This is a genomic window from Winogradskyella sp. HaHa_3_26 (assembly GCF_019278425.1).
In the GTDB taxonomy this organism is placed as follows: Bacteria; Bacteroidota; Bacteroidia; order Flavobacteriales; family Flavobacteriaceae; genus Winogradskyella; species Winogradskyella undariae.
On record NZ_CP058981.1, the window covers coordinates 987,501 to 1,011,715 of the forward strand.

General features: G+C 31.6%; 17 protein-coding genes and 1 tRNA gene. 3 read left to right on the forward strand and 15 right to left on the reverse strand.

The features are described 5' to 3' along the window. Positions 1 to 846: 846 nt before the first annotated feature. From H0I32_RS04335 to H0I32_RS04365, 7 genes are all read right to left on the reverse strand, one after another. Positions 847 to 919: transfer RNA gene (locus H0I32_RS04335), tRNA-Met, on the reverse strand. Between the two features lie 171 nt (positions 920 to 1,090). Next, positions 1,091 to 1,927, reverse strand: coding sequence for a Two component regulator three Y domain protein (locus H0I32_RS04340; RefSeq protein ID WP_179312902.1), 837 nt, complete (start codon positions 1,925 to 1,927; stop codon positions 1,091 to 1,093). A 130-nt stretch (positions 1,928 to 2,057) separates the two neighbouring features. Next, positions 2,058 to 2,240, reverse strand: coding sequence for a CPXCG motif-containing cysteine-rich protein (locus tag H0I32_RS04345; protein ID WP_179312901.1), 183 nt, complete (start codon positions 2,238 to 2,240; stop codon positions 2,058 to 2,060). 11 nt (positions 2,241 to 2,251) lie between these two features. Continuing rightward, positions 2,252 to 3,568 carry a TolC family protein gene (locus tag H0I32_RS04350; RefSeq protein WP_179312900.1) on the reverse strand — a complete coding sequence of 439 codons (1,317 nt, stop codon included), beginning with the start codon at positions 3,566 to 3,568 and terminating at the stop codon, positions 2,252 to 2,254. Further along, a complete protein-coding gene (locus tag H0I32_RS04355) occupies positions 3,558 to 6,755 on the reverse strand; it encodes an efflux RND transporter permease subunit (RefSeq protein WP_179312899.1) in 3,198 nt (1,065 codons plus the stop codon). Before H0I32_RS04355 ends, H0I32_RS04350 begins: the two co-directional genes overlap by 11 nt. After that, positions 6,755 to 7,888 carry an efflux RND transporter periplasmic adaptor subunit gene (locus H0I32_RS04360; RefSeq protein ID WP_179312934.1) on the reverse strand — a complete coding sequence of 378 codons (1,134 nt, stop codon included), beginning with the start codon at positions 7,886 to 7,888 and terminating at the stop codon, positions 6,755 to 6,757. Before H0I32_RS04360 ends, H0I32_RS04355 begins: the two co-directional genes overlap by 1 nt. Positions 7,889 to 7,964: 76 nt before the next feature. Continuing rightward, a complete protein-coding gene (locus H0I32_RS04365; protein ID WP_173587368.1) occupies positions 7,965 to 9,875 on the reverse strand; it encodes an ABC-F family ATP-binding cassette domain-containing protein in 1,911 nt (636 codons plus the stop codon). Between the two features lie 112 nt (positions 9,876 to 9,987). Here H0I32_RS04365 and H0I32_RS04370 point away from each other — a divergent pair, with 112 nt between their 5' ends. Continuing rightward, positions 9,988 to 10,389 carry a DUF983 domain-containing protein gene (locus H0I32_RS04370; protein WP_173587367.1) on the forward strand — a complete coding sequence of 134 codons (402 nt, stop codon included), beginning with the start codon at positions 9,988 to 9,990 and terminating at the stop codon, positions 10,387 to 10,389. On the opposite strand, the gene H0I32_RS04375 is transcribed toward H0I32_RS04370, so the two are convergent. From H0I32_RS04375 to H0I32_RS04410, 8 genes are all read right to left on the reverse strand, one after another. Then, positions 10,390 to 11,433, reverse strand: a complete 1,044-nt coding sequence (locus H0I32_RS04375; protein WP_179312898.1) for an NAD(P)/FAD-dependent oxidoreductase — start codon at positions 11,431 to 11,433, stop codon at positions 10,390 to 10,392. 146 nt (positions 11,434 to 11,579) lie between these two features. After that, positions 11,580 to 12,491, reverse strand: coding sequence for a gliding motility protein GldN (gene gldN / locus H0I32_RS04380; protein WP_173587365.1), 912 nt, complete (start codon positions 12,489 to 12,491; stop codon positions 11,580 to 11,582). 61 nt (positions 12,492 to 12,552) lie between these two features. Beyond that, complete coding sequence (gene gldM / locus H0I32_RS04385) at positions 12,553 to 14,133, reverse strand: gliding motility protein GldM (RefSeq protein WP_179312897.1); 1,581 nt, start codon at positions 14,131 to 14,133, stop codon at positions 12,553 to 12,555. 50 nt (positions 14,134 to 14,183) lie between these two features. After that, the gene (gene gldL, locus H0I32_RS04390) at positions 14,184 to 14,825 is read right to left on the reverse strand and encodes a gliding motility protein GldL (protein ID WP_173587363.1); all 642 of its coding nucleotides are present in this window, start codon (positions 14,823 to 14,825) and stop codon (positions 14,184 to 14,186) included. A 78-nt stretch (positions 14,826 to 14,903) separates the two neighbouring features. Continuing rightward, positions 14,904 to 16,256 (reverse strand): gliding motility lipoprotein GldK, encoded by a 1,353-nt coding sequence (gene gldK, locus H0I32_RS04395; protein ID WP_173587362.1) that lies wholly within the window; start codon positions 16,254 to 16,256, stop codon positions 14,904 to 14,906. 159 nt (positions 16,257 to 16,415) lie between these two features. Beyond that, positions 16,416 to 17,582 (reverse strand): formimidoylglutamase, encoded by a 1,167-nt coding sequence (locus H0I32_RS04400; protein WP_179312896.1) that lies wholly within the window; start codon positions 17,580 to 17,582, stop codon positions 16,416 to 16,418. A gap of 6 nt (positions 17,583 to 17,588) precedes the next feature. Then, entirely contained in the window at positions 17,589 to 20,132 is a 2,544-nt protein-coding gene (gene topA, locus H0I32_RS04405) for a type I DNA topoisomerase (protein WP_173587360.1), read from the reverse strand. 324 nt (positions 20,133 to 20,456) lie between these two features. Continuing rightward, a complete protein-coding gene (locus tag H0I32_RS04410; RefSeq protein WP_246293565.1) occupies positions 20,457 to 21,272 on the reverse strand; it encodes a hypothetical protein in 816 nt (271 codons plus the stop codon). A gap of 187 nt (positions 21,273 to 21,459) precedes the next feature. On the opposite strand from H0I32_RS04410, the gene miaB reads away from it, so the two are divergent. Beyond that, positions 21,460 to 22,905 carry a tRNA (N6-isopentenyl adenosine(37)-C2)-methylthiotransferase MiaB gene (miaB, locus tag H0I32_RS04415; RefSeq protein WP_173587358.1) on the forward strand — a complete coding sequence of 482 codons (1,446 nt, stop codon included), beginning with the start codon at positions 21,460 to 21,462 and terminating at the stop codon, positions 22,903 to 22,905. A gap of 5 nt (positions 22,906 to 22,910) precedes the next feature. Further along, positions 22,911 to 24,212 (forward strand): hypothetical protein, encoded by a 1,302-nt coding sequence (locus tag H0I32_RS04420; RefSeq protein WP_179312895.1) that lies wholly within the window; start codon positions 22,911 to 22,913, stop codon positions 24,210 to 24,212. Positions 24,213 to 24,215 lie beyond the last annotated feature (3 nt).

A 24,215-nucleotide genomic window follows, 5' to 3' on the forward strand; every position in this document is an offset into this window, starting at 1 on the left:
TTTATTCTCTTGTTTTAAATCAACCGTTTCCAGTTGATTCTTACGCTGTCAATTCAATATGTTAATGAACTTGTTTCTTTACTCTAACTTAACGTTGTTTTGTTAAGCGGGTGCAAATATAAAACCCTTTTTCCATTCCCACAACTTTAATTTGAAAAAGATTTTAATCGCTTTTTCTAAATAAAATTATCTGACAATGAACGGATTGAAACCAAACTTATCGTTTTTGTTTCGGGGTGCAAATATAGATCCCTTTTTTAAACTGACAAGGTTTTTTTAGGGTTTATTTCTGATAAACTTTTAACCCGCTTGTTGTCTGTTATTTAACTTCTGAAGATTTATTGATTTTGTAGTTTTTATCTGCTATACGCCTACTCTGGCTTCGTTTTATAATGTACTTGTCTTATTCTTCTATACGATATGCCTGCATTAGCGGTAATAGCGGCATCCTTTTTTTATTCCTTATACTATTAAATAATAAACCTACTATATATAGGTAAGGCATTATTCTATTAGAAATGCATCTTCTAAAAAAAGATATAGCGGATGACGCGGCGCTTTTGCTTCCTTTAAAGCAAAAGCGAAATGCCCGAAAAATTATAGATATAAGAATTGTCACTTTAAAGAATATTGTCACTTTAAAGAATTAAGATAAGTTATAAAATGCTTAATGTAAAGACAAAGTGATTTTACCACAATTAAGGTATTACAATAAAAAATAGTTTGTGAAGCAACAAGAAGAACAAGCTTCTGAAAATAGCATTTTAACCATAAAGAAACAGGAACTTCAATCTTAATAGATTTGAACAAAAAAAAGAGTAACCATTTCTGATTACTCTTACTTAGTAGCGGGAACTGGACTCGAACCAGTGACCTTCGGGTTATGAGCCCGACGAGCTACCTACTGCTCTATCCCGCGATGTGTATTCAAAAAACAATATCTTTAGCTTTTAACTTTCGGTTCATAATGCCGATGTATTGTTTTGGGACTGCAAAGATACAACTTATTTCCAATTGACAAAGAAAAAAACAAAAAAAATACTCAATAATTTTTATTGAGCACTTTTTTTATAATTATCATGGCTAATAATTAATCCTCTTCAGCATCTAATGTTGCTAATGAACCCTTACTATTACTGTCTTCCAAGTCAAAGTCAACAATATTTGGCAACTTAGATCTAAGGACTGCAAAGTTTCCTTTAAATTGATTTTGACCTAATAGTAATGTCTTTAAATTTGTAAGTTGTGCTAATTCATTTGGTAATTCACCGTAAAAAGCATTATTAGATAATACTAATTCTTCAAGTTTAGATAATCCTCCAATAGACGAAGGAATCGTTCCTAACAAGTTATTATCGAATAGACTTAATACCTTTAACGAATTTAAACTTGATAGACTTGATGGTAAGCGACCTTGTAATTGGTTACTACTCAACATTAATTTTTCTAGTTTAGGTAGCTTTCCTATAGAAGAAGGTATTTCTCCTACAAAGTCATTATTATATAATTCAATAGATACTAACTTTTTTAAATTTCCTATTTTGAAAGGTATTTCTCCACTAAATCGATTAGAAAATAGTTTCAATTCTTCTAAATTAATTAAACTAATTAAAGCATCAGGTAATTCGCCTTCTAAATTATTGAAAGCTAAATTAAGATTTTTTAAACTTGTTAATTCTGAAATTGACTCAGGTAAATATCCAGTTAAATTATTAAACATTAAATCTATAGATACAACTTCTTCATTTTCTATGGCTATTCCATACCAATCTGATACAGGTTGATCTAAATCCCATGAGTTATTCCATGCATCGCCATTGGTAGCGTTGTATAAATCAACAAGTGCAGATTTTTGTTTTTGTGAAACTTCTGCAAATGAGAATACAGAAATTAGGCAGAATAATAAGGTTATTTTTAGTGTCTTCATAGTGATTGATTTTTGTGGAGGGACACAATAACAGCACGAATATAAACTCAAACACTATTAAAAGCAAATTTATTCGACGAAATACATAAATTATATTGAAGTTAGAGAATTATTAATTACATGAACCATACTATTGCTCTATATTTTCTGCTTGAAAACTTGTGATTTCTTGGTTTTCGATATGTACAGTAATTTGTATAGGATTACAGCAGGTCTCACAATCTTCAATATAACTTTGAGTTGTTTGAGATCTATCAATAAGCATTGAGATCCCTTCCCAGCAATATGGACATTGAAAAAAATATTCAACCATATTTTAATTATCTATAATTGGAAGTTTAGTAATTCACCGCTTATTTGAAGCACATCTAATTCTGATAATTTAGCATCAAATTTAGCAGTATTTCTACTTAACTCTACACTTAATAAATTAAGTTGTGCTTGTCTAAACTCTATTGAATTAACCTGACCTATATTAAATTTTTCACGAGTACGCTCAAAATTATTTTCAGCAGTTAGTATATTTTTCTCTTGAATATTATAGATTTCTAACTTGTTTAAATAATTATCCCAAGCATTATTGAAATCACGCTCTATACTCAATAAAATATTTTCCTTCTCTAGTTTTTGAGTTTCTAAATTCACTTTGGCATTTCTAACGGTTGTAATCGTAGATCCTCCATCAAACAAATCCCAACTTAAATTTAAACCTCCTGATAAACCTGTACTGGTAGAAACAGACACAAAGGAAGCTGCGTTATTATTGTTCTTATTCCAACCGTAAGAACCAACTAAACCAATTGTTGGTAGATATGCTGATTGACCAGAATTAATATCTAATTGACTTATTGCTATATTTCTTTCAGTTTGCAATAAGGCTACATTTCTAGACTTTGCTTTTTCAAATAAGCTATCTTTTTGAAATTGTAGGGTAAACTCTACTTCTGTTTCAACATTGTAATCTGTAGTATAAGTTTCACCTAAGACGAGTTTTAAATCGCGTTTCGCATTTTTTATTTCTTGTTTAATATTAATGATATTGATACTATCACTATTAATATCAACTTCGGCATTTAAAACTTCTAATTTTGTGTTTTGGCCATATTCGAATTGATATTCTGCTCTAATCAATCTGTCTTTAGTAATATTTAAAGTCTCCTCTAGCGTATTTAAATTATCGGTCAATTGCGCCACATTATAATACACAGCAAACAACTGTAGCATTGTATTCTCTATAGTTTCTCTTGCTTGAAGTTCTGATAACTGATACTGCTCTTTTAACCGTTTATAATTATAACGTCTTCCTAAACCGTCAAAAAGTGTATAATTCAAACTTACGCTAGCATTGTAATTAGAGCTCTCTACACCGTTTAATACTGTTGTAGACCCATCAGAGAATTCGGCCTCTGTGTTATCTAAATTATAGTTTGCGCCTGCACCACCCGTAACAGTAGGTAAAAATCCTGTGTTAAGAATACTAGTATTATTCTCAGCAACGGTAACGGCATTTTTTGCGATTTTTACTCCGTAATTATTTTCTAATGCTAATGCTACTGCTTCTTCTTTGGTTAAAACTTCTTGCGCTTCAATACCTAATCCAAACAATAGAAATAAGGCTATCAATTTATATTTAGTGCTCATTTTCTTCTTGTTTTTCTTTAATTGCACGTTCTACTTCTTCTTTTGTTACCTCTTTTCCTGTCGCTAACCATTTACTTTTAGCTTTAATAGTATTACTAAATGATAAAAATAATGGTAATACTAATAATGTTAAAATCGTAGCATAAGCTATTCCGAAAGAAATAGATATTGCCATTGGTTTTAAAAATTGTGCTTGTCTACTTTTCTCTAATAATAAAGGTGCTAAACCTGCTATTGTTGTTAATGAGGTTAAAAATATAGCTCTAAATCTAGACTTACCTGCTTCAGATAGTGCTAAATCAAAGGCCATACCTTCTTTTAAATTACTATTAAATTTACCAATGAGTACTAAACCGTCATTAACCATAATACCAATCAAGGCTATAATACCTAATAATGATAAAACATTAACCTGAAAATCTAATAACCAATGTCCCCAAGCTACTGCTGTTAAACTAAATGGAATTAATAGCAGTAACAAAAACGGTTGCGAATAACTTCTAAAAGTAAAGGCAATTGTAATATATATTAATATTAAAATAATTGGACCTGCTAACTTTAATGAATCAGTTAATTTAGTTGCCTCACGATTTTGACCTTCATATGATGTATTGATCGTTGGGTATTTAGATTGTAATTGTGGTATAAAATCTGTTTTTATATCTTCAATAATATCAGTTGCACTAGAACTCGGATCTTTTAAATCTGCATAGACTTGAATTTCACGCTTTCCCTCTAAGTGATTAATAGCCACATCCCCTCTAACAATAGTATAATTAGCAATATCCTTAAGAGTTACACGCTCACCTGTTGGTGTTACAATTCTCATAGCATCTAAATCGTTGATAGAACTTCTATTGGTTTTATCGTAACGTACCCAAACTTTAATTTCATCTTGACCACGTTGAAACCTTTGTGCTTGAGCACCAAAGAAACCAGAACGTATTTGAGACATTACAGTTTGTAAGTCTAACCCTAACAAATAAGCGCTTTCTTTTAATTCTAAACGAATCTCTTTAATACCTGCAGGATCATTATCTCCAATATCTTTAAGTAGTGGATTTGTTTGCATGTACTTTTTAAGCTCTAGTTTAGAAGCTTTTAATTCTTCTATATTATTACTTAATAAAGAAACCGATACTGGACTACCACCAAAATTCCCACCAGAACCATAAATAAGACGTTCTGTACCAATTACAGGACCTACTAATTCTTCTAATCGATCTGTAATTAAATTAGATTTTATAGCGTCTGGGCGTTCTTCTCCTGGTAACAAATTAATTCTAAGTCTTGCGCTAGAACTACTACTAATATCTACAATCGTATTTTCGAAGAGTTGTTTACCTGTCCCTTTTAAATATTTTTTAGTTAATTCTTGATTTACAATAAACGATTTTTCCTCTATTAAAGAAATAATAGAATCTGTGATTTTTACGTTAGTACCTGCTGGCATAACCAATTCTATATTTGCCGCATCACTTGCTACTCTAGGAAATATAGTTACTCCGATAACTCCACCACCTAGCGAACCTAATGTTAATACCAATAAAGCTATGAAAACACCAAGTGAAAACAATTTAAATCTTAAAACAAGATCTAAAATTGGTGTATAAACCCTATCTCTTAAAAAAGACATAAGCATATCACCTCCTTTATTTATATATCTCATAAAAGAGAAAAACTGCTTAATTTTTGAAGGATTCTCATCAACCTTCTGAGCTCTCAAAGCTTTAGAATGTGCTAAATGCGCAGGTAAAATAATAAGTGCTTCAATTAAGGATACTATTAATGTTAATATAACTATAACGGCGACTTCACTAAAAAACTCTCCTATCCTACTGTCTAAAAAGAAAAATAATGAGAATGCTAAAAGTGTTGTTATAATTGCTGAAACTACAGGTGGAATAACTTCAATTGTACCATCAATAGCAGCTTGAATAGGACTCTTACCTTTTTCGTAGTGTTGGTAAATATTTTCGGCAATGACAATACCATCATCTACTAAAATACCAATAACAATAATCATCCCGAAAAGAGACAACACGTTAATAGTAACATCAAATTGAGCAGCAAACATAAACATTCCTAAAAAAGAAATAGGTAATCCGAAAGCAACCCATGCCGCTAATCGCATGTTTAAAAATATAGATAGAAATAATAATACTAACAACATACCCACAATAGCATTTTCTGTTAAGAGTTGCGTACGTTGCATAAGTGTTATGGATAAATCCCTAACAACATCTAAACGTATATTGGAATGTTTCTGATTGTATTCTTCTATGTAAACATTAATCTTATCTGCAGAACTAATTAAATCTTCATTATTAGTACTCGTAATAGCAATATCTACTGCTAATTCTTGATTAAAATAAGTTGCATTTGGCGTTTCTGAAAATCGATCTCTAATAATGGCCACATCTTTAAGTCGAATTACTTTTCCGTCTGAAGAAGCTCTTACTACAATATTAGAAAGCTCACTTCCGTAGTATTGTTTATTATTTGCTCTAATTAAATACTCTTCAGCATCTGTTTTTACATTACCACCTGTCACCAAAATATTGGCTTTAGTTACTGCTTCTGCAACTTCGTTAAATGTTATATTATAAGCTAATAAATCTATTTCATTTACTGCAATCTCAATTTCTTCCTCAGGAAAACCAGACAATTCTATTTGAGAAATGCCATCTATTGCACGTAGATCTGTTTCTACCTGACGGGCCAATTGTTTTAATGTTACCAAAGGAATATTTTTTCCACTGATAGCAAAAGAGATTGTTTCTCTAACAATTTCTTGTTTAGAAACCACTAAAGGCTCCATACCTGTTGGAAATGTTGGCACTCTATCTACCGCATTTTTAACTTCGAGAAGCATGAAATCGATATTCTCACCTTTTTCAATCTCAACGGTAATAGAACCACTATTTTCTTGTGATGTAGACGTTACACGATCAACACCTCTAAGACCTTTTAAGTTATCTTCAATTTGAAGCACAATACCTTCCTCTATTTCCTGTGGAGATGCACCAGGATAAGCAATAGTAATATTTATAATCTTGGTTTCTGTAAGTGGAAAGTAAGATGATTTTAGAGATAAAAGTCCTATTATTCCGAAAACAAAAAATGCTATAATTAAAATGTTGACAGCAACATGATACCTGATAAAATATTCAATTAGTTTTCTCATTATGGAATAGAATCAGTATTTGTAGGATTAGTAGCTGCCTTAACATGCATACCAGCATAAGCACCAGGTACTGGTTTTCTTAAAATTATAGTACCATCTGGTACATTCTTTAAAACAACCTTTTCATCAGAAAAATGAACTGGTTTTACAGAAATCACATCTAATAGGCTATCTCTAACGACATAAACCTCTTCGCTATCTAATAATAAGTTTCTATCTATTTCTATTGCATCTTCTACTTTTTCAGCATTAAGTTGTGCTTCAAGATACATACCTTCTTTAAGGTCATCATGTTTTACTTCAATATAAACTGTAATTGTTTGTGTCGTTGCATCAATGCTTCCATTAACACGAGACACTTTAGCTTCATATTGCTTGGTGTTATCTAAGCTCGTTAGCGTTACGCTTTCTCCTTCCTTTAAAATATCTGCAAAAGATTTACTTATTGCAACTTCCATTTCATAGACAGAAGGATTAATGAACTCACCCAACTGCTGACCACTTCTAACAAAAGTTCCTTCAGTAATTAAGGCTTCTGTTAAAATCCCTGAAAAAGGGGCTATAATTCTATATTTTGTTAAACGTTGTTCTAAGTTTTTTACATTGTAATAAGCGCTTACAATGCCACGACCTGTTATAAAATAATTTTCTTTCTCTTCTACAATTTCAGGTAGTTTCGGTGTTGTTTTATTTAAATTATACCCATTTAAATAGTCCTGCCATTTTTGAAATACTTCAGGAAAGTCTAATCTTAAATCTGGCATAATAGCAGCGATACTATTATATAAATCACTTTTTGCAGATTGAACGCTTGCATAATATTCAGAGGCATCTATGCGAATAAGCGCTTCACCCTTATTAAATTTCTGACCTGATTTAAATAATTTAGACCCCGTTTTAAAAATACCTTGAACTTCAGAATATAATTCTACCCGTTGTTTAGCTACCAAATTACCATTTGCAGAAATCACTATAGGAACAGTTTTGTTCTTTACGGTTTCTACAAGTACTGTTTTAACAACCTTTGGTATTACAGGTTTTGGTTTGTGCTTATTATCAATTAGATAATTAGCTACTAAAAATGCACCAACAATTAATGCAACTCCGATAACGGATAAAATAATTTTTCTCAACATAAAGCTTAAAGTCGTAAGTATTTTACAAAACTAACTTTATAGTGAAGTGCAAACGTTAAAATAATCTTAATACTTAAGAAGAAAACTTATCTAAATCTGCTTGAACCAACTCCCAATCATTTAATAATTTATCTAAAGATTTTTTCTTTGTTTGATAAGCATCAAAAAATTTAGGGTCTGAAGCTGTCTTATCGTAATCTGAAGCAAGCTTAGCGTCATCAGCTTCTATATCTTTTTCAAGTTGATTGATTTTAGATTCAATATTACTCAACTTGTTATTTAAAGATTTTAATTTCTTTTGGTCTTCGTAATTCTGCTTATTGCTTTCTTTAGGCTTATTTGCAATTACCGTCCTTTTTTCAGCTTCTCTTAAATTCTCAAGATTACGTTGTTCTAAGTAAAAATCAATATCACCTAAGTATTGTTTAATATTTTGATCTTTAAATTCGTAAACTGTATCTGTTAATCCTTGTAGAAAATCCCTATCGTGAGATACTAAAATTAAAGTCCCTTCAAAATTCTGTAGAGCTATTTTTAAAACATTTTTAGATTTAATATCTAAGTGATTGGTTGGCTCATCCATTATAAGCACATTTAAAGGTTGCAACAATAATTTAGCCAAAGCTAAACGGTTACGTTCACCACCCGAAAGTACTCTAACATATTTTTCAGCCTCAGATCCTCTAAATAAAAATGATCCTAAAATATCTCTAACCTTACTTCTATTGGTTTCATTAGCGGCATCTATCATCGTATCTAAAACAGTTTTGTTACCATCTAAATATTCTGCTTGATTCTGTGCGAAATAACCAATTTGTACATTATGCCCTAGGTTTAAATTTCCTTCGTGCTCAATATCACCTACAATAATCTTAGCCAATGTAGACTTCCCTTGACCATTCTGACCAACAAAAGCTGTTTTCATATTTCTAGGAACCGCTAAGTTTACTTTATTTAAAACCTGTAAATCACCATATTTTTTGGATATGTTATCAATTTCAACAACCACTTTTCCTGGTGTTACAGAAACAGGAAAACTTAAAGTCATTACACTATTATCATCTTCATCAACTTCAATACGATCAATCTTATCTAATTTTTTAATTAAAGATTGTGCCATTGTTGCTTTAGAAGCTTTAGCTCTAAATTTCTCAATCAACTTTTCAGTTTGCTGAATTTGTTTTTCTTGATTTTTTTGAGCTGCTAATTGTTGTGTTTTCATTTCCTTACGTAACACTAAAAATTGTGAGTAAGGCTTGCTATAATCATAAATACGTCCTAATGAAATTTCAATAGTACGATTGGTTACATTATCTAAAAACATTTTATCGTGAGATACAATTACAACGGCTCCGCTGTAACCTTTTAAAAAGTTCTCTAACCAAATAATCGATTCGATATCCAAGTGGTTAGTAGGCTCATCTAATAAAAGTAAATCATTATTCTGTAAAAGAAGCTTTGCTAATTCAATACGCATTCTCCAACCACCAGAAAATGTATCGGTAAGTTTATCAAAATCTTCACGCTTAAATCCTAAACCTTGAAGAATTTTTTCCGTTTCTCCTTGATAATTATAACCTCCTAATATTTCGTATTTATGCTGAATATCGTTTAAATCGATCATCAATTGATGATAAGATTCACTTTCGTAATCTGTTCGTTCTGCTAATTGAATATTTATCTCTTCGAGTTTCGTTTCACATTCTTTAATTTCTTTGAATGCTTCATATGATTCTTCTAGAACCGTTTTCCCTAAATCGAAATCAATATCCTGTTTTAAGAATCCGATTCGCATATCTTTATCTGCAGCAATTTGCCCCGTATCTGGTTCTTGTTCTTTAGATAAAATTTTAAGCATGGTAGATTTACCAGCTCCATTTTTACCGATTAAACCAATACGATCTCCAGGACCTAGTTTAAAAGTGATTTCTTCAAATAGATATTCTCCTTGAAATGATATAGAAAGATTGTGAATGTTTAGCATAAGTTTTATAAATAATTCAATTGCTTTTTGAGTTACAATTGTTACAGTGAGTAAGCAATAAAATTTTATCTTTGCCTTGCTTGTAAAAAGCGCAAAAATAAAGGTTTTAGTTATGATTAGAAAAGGAATGAAACTTTATAGTATTCTTTTTGGTGCTTGTCCTAAATGTCACCAAGAATCTATGTACATTAATAAAAATCCTTATGTACTTACAGATGTTGTTAAAATGCACAAAGAATGTTCTCATTGTCACACAAAATATGAAATAGAACCTTCTTTTTTCTACGGCTCTATGTACGTAAGTTATGCAGTAGCAGTAGCATTTGCAGTTGCAGCTTTCATTATAACTTTTGTAATTCTAGAACTTTCTTTAACCACAGCATTTGTTGCAATTGTAGTAACATTAATTGCTTTTATGCCTGTTATTATGAGGTTATCTCGTAATATATGGATAAACATTTTTATGAGTTACGATAAGGATTTAGTCGAAAAATCAAAAAATAAAACGCTTTAATTAATTAAAGCGCGAAATATCTATTTCATTTTCTAAGTCTTCACCATGTTCAATTAACCTAAATAATTGATTAGAAACATAAGGTGCAATCATAACGCCTCTTGTTCCTAAACCATTAAGTACATATAAATTTTTATATTGAGCATGTCTACCAACTAAAGGTCTACGATCTTTAACCGTTGGTCTAACACCTGCGATGTGTTCTATAATTTCGAAATCGCAAGTGATAAAGGTTTTTAATTTAGAAATCAGCTCTTCTTTAGCTAATTCTGTAGGTGTATTTGTTTTATCTTCATTATTATACGTCGCACCAACATTATACAAATCATCACCTAATGGAATTACAAATACTGAGGATTTTATAGCATAATCAATTTTTAAATCTGGTGCTTTTATCTTTAATATTTCTCCTTTAGAACCCGCAAGTGGTATATTATGAAAATAAGGGTTATTCTTTACTCCAAATCCTTCTGCAAATACAATCTGCTTTGTTTTTATGTTTTCATAATGAATCTCTTCATCTACAAACTCCATCTTATCATGAACAAAAGAAGTGCCAATAAAACTATCGTTAGTTATTAAAAAATGTCTATAATTTGTAATGAGTGTTTCTGTATCTAAACGTCCTGCATGCAAAACTTCACCGAATCCAAAGTTAGCATCTACAAAAGAATTGTTATTTTTTACAAGATTAGTAGATAGATAAAGCTCTAATAACGGTTTATCTGAAGCACTAAACCATTTATTTTGTTCTTGAATAGAAATAAAACGTCTTAAAATAGGTAACCTATAATCGAATTTTATATTTAAATCGTCCTCAATTTTAGCATAACGTGGAGCAGACAATGCTAATTGTTCTTTTGCTTTCCAAACGGCTGAAAAACGTTTTAAAATAACAGGATTATATAAGCCTGCTGCAACTACAGAAGATTTCTGTGATTGATCATCAAACACAATAAAAGTCTTGTTATTGGCTCTTAATTCTTCACAAAACGATATGCTAGCTAAACCACAGCCTACAACAATATAATTAACTTCTTTCATAGTTACAAAAGTAAATAAATGTTAGTCATTACTGTACAGGTGGTAGTCTATTTTTGTTTTATAATTAAAAAAATATGACTGAAAGATTTATAAATAAAAAACGCCCACTTAAAAAGTGGGCGTTTATATCTTTTATGTTAAGCTAATTAATAGCTCCACATATCTTGTTCAAAGTTTCTAATTCTATCCTTGATACGTTCAGATTCTAATAGTTGCATTAATGAATTTTCTGCAACATAATCCTTTACTTCTCTATCACCATAAATATTAGCTTCTTTGTAGATAACTCCACTGAAACGTCTACTATTTAATAAATGATCGAAAGATAATGGCACAGCGCTATTCTTATTGTTGAATGCTTTAGCATCATGAAGAATCTCTCTTATTTCTGGATAAAATACCCAAAATAATCCGATAGGTTCTTTATTAGCTTCATCATCAGAATCAATAAAGTTAACATCTGGTGCTGCAGGAGCAATACCTAATATACGATATTTTAATTCACCTTGACGTTTATCAAAATACCATAATCCTTTTATTAAATAAGAATTAATATCTGCAGGTCCGATCTCTCTACGAATCACATACTCTTCAGGAATTAAAGATGTGTCTGAAACACCTTCGGCGTTCATCCAATCAATTCCTTCATTAGTAATTTCCTCTTTCCTTAATGAAGGAGCAAGATCTTCCATAGTACGTTCTTCTGTAAAGTATGGATCAGCATATACCTTTGGTATAATACCGTCATTAATACTTTGCATTAACACCATGTATAAAGACTTTCTATCTTCACCTAAATTATCTTCTATTGGAAAATATAAAGGAAAGTTAGCGCGTTCATCTAAAACAATCTTTTCCCAAGTCATTTTAGAAAATAAGATATCTCTATCTCCAACATATCCATATTCTAAAGGCTTGTCGTTATCTAGAAGTAACTGGGCTTCAGTTTTCATACCTATTTCTTCAGGTATTTTTGCATTTAGGATATTAGCTTGAGCAAACATAGTGTTTGCGGCTAATACACCTATTCCTATACATAAAAAGCTTTTTAAATTCATCTTATTTTTTATTATAATTTGGGATTTTCTTTTAAGGATAATAACCTATTAAATATTTTAATTAGTTAGAAACCTCTACAGCTATAGGTGATACACCTTTTAAGTTATAACTAGAATTACCTGTAATCTTAGCTTTAATATCAAAGATAGTAACAACATCACCAGAACGTGCTCTACCAATTGCTGATTTAGCTTGGCTATTCATTTTAGTACCTGCAACAATAACTGTTGGTTGACCAGGAACCTTAACTTTAAATGAAGTTACACTTATAGGTAAATCGAATACAAAATCATCCAATTTAGCACCAATTGTACCTATTTCTAGGTTACGTTTAGGTAATTTAACTAAACCATCTTTACCAGAAATAGTACCAGTAGGTTGAGGGATATCTTTAATTCTAAATGTCTTTTTATCACTTGCTGGAGATCCATCGTCTAATGTAGCAGTAACACTAATTGTTACTTCTCTACCAGAACCAGGGTTCATAAGATATTTACCATTACCTGCTGGCTTAAGACCTGCACCTGTAGCTCTTACTTTATTGTCAGGAACACCTGCAAAAGAAATAGTCATTGGGTTAGCAACACCACGATAAACAACGTTCATCTTATCTGCAGAAATAGTTGCAGAATTTGGTCTTGGTACTACTACGTATTGACCTGTAAAATCGATTGGTAAATCTTGACCTTTCTCTGAAAAAGTAAACTGACCATTAATATCATGTTCACCAACATTACCAACTTTAAATTCGATACGTGCAGCTCCTGTAGAGTCAATTGCATTTTCTCTATTTAAATCTAATTCGTTATCTCCAACTTTTAATTTAGTTGGGATTACGTTAGCATACTTACCAAGAACAACTCTACCTGTAAATGTTTCACCTGCAAAAAAAGCATTTTTATCTGGAATTACAATAGCTGTATAGTTCTTCAAAGATGTTACTTCATCGACTGTGTTACCTAAAAACACATTGTAAAGGTTAGCTTCAGTACTTTTAATATCATTCTGCATAGCCGTAAGCTTAGTATATGATGCTACAGCTGGAAAATTCTTAAAATTATACTCTAACCAACTTTGGTTATTACCGTCCTTGTCTTTCATTTCAGCAGTAGTAAAACGGGCTTCAAGTGTTTCTTTCGCTGGATTAAAAGCTACATCTTCACCTAAAACATTTCTAATATCTGATTTATACTTTTCAATTCTAGCAACAAACGCATCACCATCTTTTGTTAAACGGTCACCAGTAAACCACGCTTCATCTAATACAGTACCCTTATCCATCTTTTCAGCTGGCAATAGTCCTTTTTCTTTATACTCTTCTGCATATCCACCTTTGTCCAAGATCATTTTCTTTTGAACTTCTAAAAACGTGTAAAATTCATCAGATAAAGAACTGATCTTTTTCGCATTATTATACGTTACACCAAATTCATTTGGTTTTTCTTCAGCTTGTTTTTCTAAACCTTTTAATAAGGTTGTATTTGAATTTACAGCTAATTCATTTGCGTTTTCAAATTTCTTATCAAAAAGACTAAATGCTGATAATATTTCCTTACTTGCAGTCATTGCAATCATTGCAATAAATACCAAATACATCAGGTTAATCATTTTTTGTCTTGCGGACTGTTTTCCTCCTGCCATTTTCTAATTAGTTTTTAATTATTATTAATTAATATGATTATAAAAACCAATTAGTTTTTGTTCATTGCAGTTAACATACCTCCATAAACACCATTTAAAGATGATAAGTTAGACGCTAATGATTGCATTTGCTCTTTTAATTTAGTTGCATTTTCTACAGCTTCTTCATTAATTGCAGCTTGACGGTTTGCACTATCAACTTGTACTTTATAAAGACTATTTAATGATTCCATTTGTGCAGCAGCTAAAGTCATTTCTTCACTATATTTCTTTTGTGCAGCCATTGAATCTACTGTTGGAGAAATACCTTTTGCAGCACCTTCGAAGTTTTTAATACTATCTCCTAAGCTTGCCATAAGAGCACCATCAATTTTAGCATCTTTTAATAAATTATCTAATTTTTTAGATAACATACCATCAGCTTCTTTTGGCTCTTCAATTGCTTTAACGCTCTTTTTACCTCCTAAAGATTCACCTCCTGCTAATTCTGGGTATACTAATGACCAATCTAAATCATCTCCTTGCTTTTCAAAAGCAGATATAATAAATACAAGCGCTTCTACAACCATACCTAATGTAAGGATAGCTGAACCGTAAGGCCAGTGTTGAATTTTGAATAATGCACCTACAATTACAATTGCTGCTCCTAGTCCATAGACCATATTCATTACTGATAATTTCTTTTTTGCCATGATTTTAAGTTTTTTTGTTTTCTAATGAGCTTGGTTAATTAACACTCATTATGGATTAATATTTAAGTTAAAGTTAAGTTAGTTTGTTGCTGCGTTTTGAGTTACTTCAGTTCCCATATAATCTTGTACGGTTCTGAATCCGATGTAACTTCTTGCAGAATCTGCATATTCGTAATCTCTTGAGCTTACTTGTAAGTAATAAGCAACATCTTTCCAAGATCCACCTCTAACGACTTTACGTGCATTATCAGGATCATTTACATTTGGATTTATTGATGAAGCATATTCATATGATGCAGGATCGTATGAACCATTTACCCATTCTGAAACGTTACCAGCCATATTATATAAATTGAAATCATTAGGATCATAAGAATCCGCTTCAACTGTATATAATGCTTGATCAGCTGCATAATCACCTCTCATTGGTTTAAAGTTTGCCATAAAACAACCTCTGTCATTTTTAGTGTAAGGTCCACCCCAAGGGTAAGTTGCTCCTTGTAAACCTCCACGAGCAGCATACTCCCATTCTGCTTCAGATGGTAATCTATAAGAGTTTACAGCTTGTTGTCCTCTTTTCTTTCTATCTGCATTATGATATTGTGTTCTCCACTGACAAAAAGCTTGTGCTTGTTTCCAAGATACACCTACAACAGGATAATCTCCATAAGCATCATGCCAGAAATAATCATTATGCATTGGCTCATTATAAGAATAAGCAAAATCTCTAATCCAAGCAGTTGTGTCTGGATAAATTTCGACTTCTTGTTGAACAATAACCTCAGAACGTTTTAAACCTCTGTCTTTCGCTGCTTTTTGAATATCCATGTAAGTATACTGGAATTTAAATTGCTTAACATCCCAAGTACGTTGACCATTATAAGACTCTTCTAATGGTAAGTACATACCGTCCATTACTTCTGCATATAACTCATCTGGATACTCATCTGTATTGAAGATTAAATCTGCATCGCGATTAATTTTTCTTTGCTCATTACCATAGGTATTTACCATATAGCTTTCATAAGCATTAAGATTTTCTGGATCAGCATCTAAATAAGCAAACTCTCCGATATCACCACTACCTGGTGTCTTACCTTCTAAGTCAGCCATTTCAGCTAATTTTAATCTAAGCGTTGAATCTCTTACCCATTCTACAAATTGGCGATACTCGCTATTTGTAATCTCAGTTTCATCCATATAAAATGCACGAACTGTAGCTGTTTTTGTTGGGGCATCTTGTACTCCAGCTAAATCATCATCTGATTTACCCATAATAAATGCTCCTCCAGGTACCAATGTCATTCCATAGGGCTTTTCTGGGTGCCACTGCTTACCTTGTACGCCTACTAATTGTCCACGGTCTCCAGAATTACAACTGGCTACCATAAGTAGTACTGCGGTTAGTAAAATAAACTTCTTAATATTCATAGTAACTCTAGGTTAAATTAGTCCTTATTATTTTTGAGGTCGTAAACATATTTATATATTTCCGAATAAACAACTTTTTTTAAATTTTTTTTGCACTTTACCCTAAAAATAAGCATTTCGTCGATTCAAAAAGTGTTAAAGTCCGACAAAGCGTTTATTTTAGAAGCTATTTTTCTGATATGCCTTATACCAACGCTCTGGAATTTCTCCGTGAGTAGCATTTATATAATCTGAATGCATGCAAGGTAATAACGTATGCTTTTTTAATTTATTATTAACATTTGGCAAAAATGGAATTTCAATCCACCAACGTCCAGTTTTTAGGCTTTTGAAGAAAATTAACTCATCATTCTCAACCAAAACGTTAAATTTCTGATAATGATCTTGATTATGAAAATCATCATCTTTCACACGACAATTAACTCCTTCTATAAAATACCAGATCATTTGAGCAACTAGCATCGAAGTTGCACTGTCATTTTTAGACCCATTGTATTCATAAATCCCAAATGAAGAGACTTTGTTACTTATACCCGCGTATCTACTAATAGCACATATCTCTTTGCCGGAAAAACCATTTGGTGAATATTTTTGGCTGTCACTAACCTCTGAAGCTCTAATAGACTTTAAATCTACGGAAACAATGTGAGCATCTCGCATTAACGGCTCAACTTTACTAATATCTCCAGAAATCTCACCTAAACGATAGGCCTCAAAGTACAATTTTTCTAAAAGATCTATTTCTTCTTGAGAATTAAAATAGGTTTGATAACCAATAGCTGTGTAATTAAAGAGGTTATATGGCTCTTCTACAATTACTTTACCAATGTAACTATTATTTTTAATAGGAAGATTAGCATCCCCTAAATCGAAGTTTGTATCTACACTAACAACGTTTACCATTGGTAATAATTCATCGTAAGCACGATAAGTTGGATAAGTAAGATCTTGACTACCTCCTATGATGATAGGGATAACTCGATTCTCTACCAAACCAGTAATAGCTGTTCGGATAGCAAAATAGGTATCTTCTACAGTTTCTCCTGGTTCTATATCTCCAAGATCGGCAAGTGTGGTATGCCAATTCCCAGGAAATAACGTATAAAGTGTTTTTCGAATTGAATCGAGATTAATAGGATTCCCTATATAATTTACGTCATTTCTATTTTCTAAAACACCTATAATAGCCACCTGTACACCTTCTAAATCAGGTATTCCATTTTGGCGAGAATGGACTTTTATTTTTTTTCCTAGCGCCTGCTGTGCAGTTAGTTCATTATGAGCCAAAACTGCGTCTGACACGGGCTTAAGAAAACTAAAATTCATATCCAATTATTTCTTTTTTACAGTTGTTTTTTTCTTTGCTGCAGTCTTTTTCACCACTTTCTTCTTGGTTGCTTTCTTTTTAGCAACCTTCTTTTTAGGTGCATTTTTTTCGAGTAAAGCAAGCGCTTTATCTAATGTCATTTTAGTAACATCTACCGTTTTAGCTAACTCTAATTTTTGCTTCCCTTTTATGATATTGTGTCTTCCCCATCTTGCTTTCTCAACTCTAACACCTTCATCTTCCCAATTATGGATAACCTTATCAATTTCTTTTTGAATTTTGTCTTCAATTAAAGTTACAATGTCTTCATCAGATAAATTATCCCAATCATATTTTTTATTCACATTGATAAACATATTGTTCCATTTTATAAATGGTCCAAAACGTCCTTTACCTTTAATAACTTCTAAATCTTTATAGATATAAATTGGAGCATCGGCTAACTCTTTTTCTTTAATATAGATTAATGCTTCATCCATTTCTACACTTAAAGGATCAACGCCTTTTGGTAATGAAACAAATTTCTCACCAAATCTTACATAAGGTCCAAAACGGCCATTATTAACTTCAACATCTTCATCTTTATATGTTCCTAAAGCTTTTGGAAGTTTGAATAAATCCATTGCTTCTTCGTAAGTAATAGAATTCAATTGTTGGTCTGGTGACAAACTAGCAAACTTAGGCTTGTCTTCATCGTCCATAGTACCAACTTGCACCATAGCACCAAATTTACCTAAACGAACACTTACTTGACGCCCTGAAACGGGATCAGTACCTAAAATACGTTCTCCTGATTCTCGATCTGCATTTTCTTGAACATCTTTAACATGTGGATGAAAATCCTTATAGAACTCTTTCATCATTTCTCGCCAGTCCTGCTTACCGTCTGCGATATCATCAAAACGATCTTCAACTTTAGCTGTAAAGTTATAATCTAAGATACTTTCAAAATGATTGACTAAGAAATTTGTTACAATAATTCCAATATCGGTTGGTACTAATTTTCCTTTATTAGAACCTGTTTGCTCTGATAATGTATTGTCTTTTATCTTTTGATTTTCAAAAACAAGTTGCTTATATTTTCTTTCATCACCCTCATGCGTTCCTTTTTCAACATAATTTCTATTTTGAATGGTAGAAATTGTTGGTGCATAAGTAGACGGACGTCCAATACCTAGTTCTTCTAATTGCTTAACTAACGATGCTTCTGTAAATCTTGCTGGTGGACGTGTAAAACGCTCCGTTGCTGTGATATATTTATTCTGAAGTGCTTCACCAACTTTTAAATCTGGTAAAATACCTTCTTGTTCTGCATCTTCATCATCTGTTCCTTCTAAATAAACTTTAAGAAAGCCTTCAAAAGTTATGATTTCACCATTTGCAGTAAACTGTTCGCTAACTTTCTTTTTAGCATTAATTTGAACCTTAAGATTGGTACGCTCTAATTTTGCATCACTCATTTGTGAAGCAATAGCACGTTTCCATATTAAATCGTATAATCTTGCTTGATCACGCTCTGCTTTAACGGTATGGTTTGAAAAATCAGTAGGTCTAATCGCTTCGTGAGCTTCTTGAGCCCCTTTTGTTTTTCCTTTATAATTTTTTGGATTACTAAATTCTGATCCGTAAGCTGAAACAATTTCATTCTCAGCTCCTTTTTTAGCTTCATCAGATAAGTTAACACTATCTGTTCTCATGTAAGTAATGAGACCAGCTTCATACAAACGCTGCGCATTAGTCATCGTTCTACTCACCGAATAACCTAATTTACGTGAAGCTTCCTGTTGTAAGGTCGACGTCGTAAATGGTGCTGCAGGTGATTTTTTAGCAGGTTTTTTTTGCAAATCTGCAACCTGATATGAAGCATCTACATTATTCTTTAGAAACTGTAAAGCTTCTTCTTCTGAATTAAAATTCTTAGGCAGTTTTGCTTTAAATGAATTTCCTTTTTCATTTGTAAATTCTGCATCAACTCTATAAGTAGCTGTTGCTTTAAAAGCTTGTATATCACTCTCGCGCTCTACAATTAAACGTACAGATACAGATTGAACTCTACCAGCCGATAAACCGCCTTTTACTTTTCTCCATAATACAGGAGACAACTCATAACCTACAATACGATCTAAAACACGTCTTGCCTGTTGTGCATCTACTAAATTATAATCGATACTTCTAGGATTCTCAATAGCTTTATTAATCGCCGTTTTGGTAATCTCATGAAATACAATACGTTTTGTTTTTTCTTTATCTAATTTTAACGTCTCTGCTAAATGCCATGCAATAGCTTCTCCCTCGCGATCCTCATCACTCGCTAGCCATACAATGTCTGCTTTCTTCGCTAAATCTTTTAGTTTTTTAACAACATCCTTTTTATCCTTGGACACTTGATACTTGGGCATAAAATCACCTTCTACATCAACTCCTAATTCTTTAGAAGGAAGATCTGAAATATGTCCAAAACTGGACTCTACTTTATAGTCTTTTCCTAAAAATTTTTCAATAGTTTTAGCCTTTGCAGGTGACTCAACAATAACAAGATTTTTTGACATTCTTAAAATTTTACGTTTACAAATGTATATGAAATTTAAGATACAATCCTAATTTGGTCTTAAATACCATACATTTTATCGTAATTTTTTTTGTTTCAAAATAAAAAAGTCTTTCAAATTAGAAAACTTCAAAATATTGCTTCTCAATATATAATTCATTAATTGAAGTATACGTAATCAACCCGAAACAGCAAAAACACAATTAAATATTATACCCATAGATTAAATTTATTCAGCCTAATAAAATAAACATAGAACTGCATCAATCTATTAATTTTCAATTTTAACAGCACAACAATAGACTAACCCTTATAAAAATATAGGTTATAAAATAGACAATTCATTAATACGTCTTAGCTGCTCATCTTCATCATCGAAACCAACGACTCCTTTATATATAAAATAAGATGGTAGCTGACCGAAAGAAGACGTTATATAAACTCCAAAACCACACATTAAGAATCCTATAACCATAGCTAAAAACCCAGATATAAACATAAGCCCAAATGATAACAGCCATTTTTTATTCCCAAGATCGAAAGCTAATTTTATAATATCTTTAATTGGTAAATCTGGATTAAACGCATAGATAACAACAATAAATGACAAAGGAACTAAAGCATATATTAAAGGAATAAAACACATCATAGCAGATAGTATTGCTATGCCTGAAAATGCTAAACTTAATTTAATGGTTTTTCCTAAATATGCTTTTTTCAGAAAATAGAAATAATCGTCTTTTCCTAATTCCTCAAAATCTCTAAGTTTACAAATCCTATAAAATGCCGCTTTTAAAGCAAGCGCAATAGTACTCATTGCTACAATTATAAAAATATAGAAAACAAACATTAGAAGCATCATTAATACACTAAACCCAGTCTCATTTATTAAATCATTATTATTTGCAGCAGTAAAAGCACCCGCAAAACCTAGAAATATCATAGGTATATAAATAACCATTATAACAGGAATAGCTAAAACAACATTAAGTAAAAGAGTAACCAATCCTTGCACCCAAACCTTTTTAAATAATTCAATGGATTGATTAAACAGAGTCCCAAAATCTAATCCATTTGCTTTATCAATTCTGTTTTTTATTTCTGTAGCGTTCATTTTTATGATTTGTAATTGAGATGCCAAAAGAACTCTATTTTTTACAGATATTCAAGAAAAAGAATTTGCACATCTATAATAAACTCAAGGGGATTAAAAAATCTTAATTAAATTACAACTGCCACTTTGTCATAATTCACAAAATAGTACTATCTTTGCAATCTTAAATTAGAATTACAAAAAGAAGCTATTCTGTTTTCACAGAACACTAAAGATGGAGAAAATTATAGACGAAAATAAACAAGGTGAATCCTTAATTTTAGATAATAAAGAAGGTAATAAGCGTAAACTTTTTATTGAAAGTTATGGTTGCGCCATGAATTTTAGCGATAGTGAAATTGTTGCTTCTATTCTATCAGAACAAGGATTTAACACCACACAAACACTTGAAGAAGCCGATCTTGTATTAGTAAATACTTGCTCTATTAGAGATAAAGCCGAACAAACTGTTAGAAAAAGATTACAAGAATACAATGCTATAAAACGTATTAACCCCAAAATGAAAGTTGGTGTTTTAGGCTGTATGGCAGAACGTCTAAAAACTAAATTCTTAGACGAAGAAAAGATTGTAGATTTAGTTGTTGGCCCTGATGCCTATAAAGATTTACCTAATTTATTAGCTGAAGTAGATGAAGGTAGAGACGCTATAAACGTTATACTTTCTAAAGAAGAAACTTACGGAGATGTTTCGCCTGTAAGATTAAACAGTAACGGAATTACAGCTTTTGTTTCTATTACACGGGGTTGTGATAATATGTGTACATTCTGTGTTGTTCCTTTTACAAGAGGAAGAGAACGCAGTAGAGATCCACAAAGTATTATTGAAGAAGTAAACGATTTATGGTCTAAAGGATTTAAAGAAATTACACTTTTAGGACAAAACGTTGATAGTTACCTATGGTACGGAGGTGGTTTAAAAAAAGATTTTGATAACGCTTCTGATTTCCAAAAAGCAACAGCTGTTAGCTTTGCTAATCTTTTAGAATTATGTGCTAAAGCACAACCAAAAATGCGTATTAGATTTTCAACCTCTAATCCTCAAGATTTCACTCTGGACGTTATTGAAACCATGGCGAAATATGATAATATTTGTAAACACATTCACCTACCTGTACAAAGTGGTAGCGATCGTATTCTAAAAGAAATGAATCGTTTACATACACGAGAAGAATACTTTGAACTTATAGATAATATTAAACGTATAATTCCTGAATGTTCAATTAGTGTCGATTTAATCGCTGGTTTCCCAACTGAAACTGAAGAAGATCACCAAGATACGCTATCTTTAATGGATTACGTAAAATATAATTTTGGTTACATGTTTACCTATTCTGAACGTCCTGGAACTTTAGCTGGTCGTAAAATGGAAGATGATGTACCAGAAAACATTAAGAAACGTCGTCTTAAGGAAATTATCCTATTAGAACGAAAGTATAGTGAAATGAATACGCGAGCACACGTTAATAAAACCGTAGAAATTTTAATTGAAAAAGCATCTAAAAAATCCGATTTACAATGGTCTGGAAGAACCTCTGATAATACGGTTGCTGTCTTCCCAAAGGAACATTATAAAATTGGAGATTTAGTTAACGTACTTATTACAGATTGTACAAGTGCTACGCTTATCGGAAAAGCTATTGATTATTCAAAGCATAATTAAAAGACATGAAAAAAATAGTTTTATTTTTTTGCCTACTGATGCTAGTCACAGCTTGTCAAACTGATGATTCTAATGAAGGTGTAGAGCAAATAAACCCAGATGATCTAGATGGAGATGGTGTAAGCAACTGGAAAGAATTAGACCCAGATGGAAATGATACTGTTGAAGATAATGGTACAAGTCCTCTTCAAGATTGCTCATTTATTTTTGAAGATCAAACCTTAGAACCTTCTTCTAATTGGCTAAATAGCGATTGTGACTTTGATGGAGTAACTAATGCCCAAGAAATTATTGATGGCACTGATCTACTTAATCAATGTGATTTCGTTTACGCTAATCAAGATTCAGAGCCTGCATTATCATGGTTACTATATGTAGATTGTGACAATGACGGCATAAACAATGGTAGAGAGATTGAAGATAATACAGATCTATTAGACCCGACTGATTTTAATGGTGCAGGGACTAAATTAAAAGAAGTATTCACAGGAACTTATGGTACTTATCATAGAAAATTTTCTTTCACCAATGAAGGAGAACGATTTAATGAAACTACATTCCCTTCTAATGGTTTAGTATATCACAAGCATTATTACGATAATGAAGGATATCTAACACAAATATTTATTGCAGACGATCAAGATATAAATATATATTACACCTATACGAATAATAAAATTTCTAATGTTTTAAAAACCCAAACATATCAAGATGACTACAGCTATAGTGTTGTTTACGAAGAAAATATAATTTACACATATGATGGTACACAACCACCAGGTCTTTTTACTAAAAAACTTATTTTAAATAACGAAGGTGTCCTAGTTTCAATGGAACGGTATACAAGAGTAAATGACAATACTGCACATTATACCTTACAAGTTTTTGAGTATGATTCTAATTTTGAAAACTTATTATCCACTAGTTCAGAAAGAATTTTAGGTTATAATATTGACACAGAACAAACTTATTCTTTAGATCCAAATAATTATATCATTTCTGAAACAACATTTACTTACAATCAAGAAGGTGTTTTAAACCCATTTGATGACTCATATCAAAATATTTATACAAATATGATTTTAGATTATGGAGATTCAATATATACTGACTTAAGTAATTTTTTCTTTTTTGGAAAAAAATTAAGGACTTCTTTTAGCACTACCTCTGAATTTGGTTCGATTACCGAATCTAGTGCTAGAAATTATGAAGCTACTTATATACAAGAAAATGGTCTACCAACAAGAATAACGAACGAAAACCCATATAACCCTGGCATTACGTCAATGGATTTATATTATGAATAGCAT

Excerpts from the sequence above, each read along its gene's own strand:
- miaB (WP_173587358.1), top strand. The coding sequence starts at position 21,460 with ATGGAGAAAATTATAGACGAAAATAAACAAGGTGAATCCTTAATTTTA.
- H0I32_RS04365 (WP_173587368.1), bottom strand. The coding sequence starts at position 9,875 with ATGCTAAACATTCACAATCTTTCTATATCATTTCAAGGAGAATATCTA.
- H0I32_RS04345 (WP_179312901.1), bottom strand. The coding sequence starts at position 2,240 with ATGGTTGAATATTTTTTTCAATGTCCATATTGCTGGGAAGGGATCTCA.
- H0I32_RS04340 (WP_179312902.1), bottom strand. The coding sequence starts at position 1,927 with ATGAAGACACTAAAAATAACCTTATTATTCTGCCTAATTTCTGTATTC.
- H0I32_RS04400 (WP_179312896.1), bottom strand. The coding sequence starts at position 17,582 with ATGAATTTTAGTTTTCTTAAGCCCGTGTCAGACGCAGTTTTGGCTCAT.
- gldN (WP_173587365.1), bottom strand. The coding sequence starts at position 12,491 with ATGAATTTAAAAAGCTTTTTATGTATAGGAATAGGTGTATTAGCCGCA.
- H0I32_RS04350 (WP_179312900.1), bottom strand. The coding sequence starts at position 3,568 with ATGAGCACTAAATATAAATTGATAGCCTTATTTCTATTGTTTGGATTA.
- H0I32_RS04370 (WP_173587367.1), top strand. The coding sequence starts at position 9,988 with ATGATTAGAAAAGGAATGAAACTTTATAGTATTCTTTTTGGTGCTTGT.
- H0I32_RS04355 (WP_179312899.1), bottom strand. The coding sequence starts at position 6,755 with ATGAGAAAACTAATTGAATATTTTATCAGGTATCATGTTGCTGTCAAC.
- gldM (WP_179312897.1), bottom strand. The coding sequence starts at position 14,133 with ATGGCAGGAGGAAAACAGTCCGCAAGACAAAAAATGATTAACCTGATG.
- topA (WP_173587360.1), bottom strand. The coding sequence starts at position 20,132 with ATGTCAAAAAATCTTGTTATTGTTGAGTCACCTGCAAAGGCTAAAACT.
- H0I32_RS04420 (WP_179312895.1), top strand. The coding sequence starts at position 22,911 with ATGAAAAAAATAGTTTTATTTTTTTGCCTACTGATGCTAGTCACAGCT.
- gldK (WP_173587362.1), bottom strand. The coding sequence starts at position 16,256 with ATGAATATTAAGAAGTTTATTTTACTAACCGCAGTACTACTTATGGTA.
- H0I32_RS04375 (WP_179312898.1), bottom strand. The coding sequence starts at position 11,433 with ATGAAAGAAGTTAATTATATTGTTGTAGGCTGTGGTTTAGCTAGCATA.
- gldL (WP_173587363.1), bottom strand. The coding sequence starts at position 14,825 with ATGGCAAAAAAGAAATTATCAGTAATGAATATGGTCTATGGACTAGGA.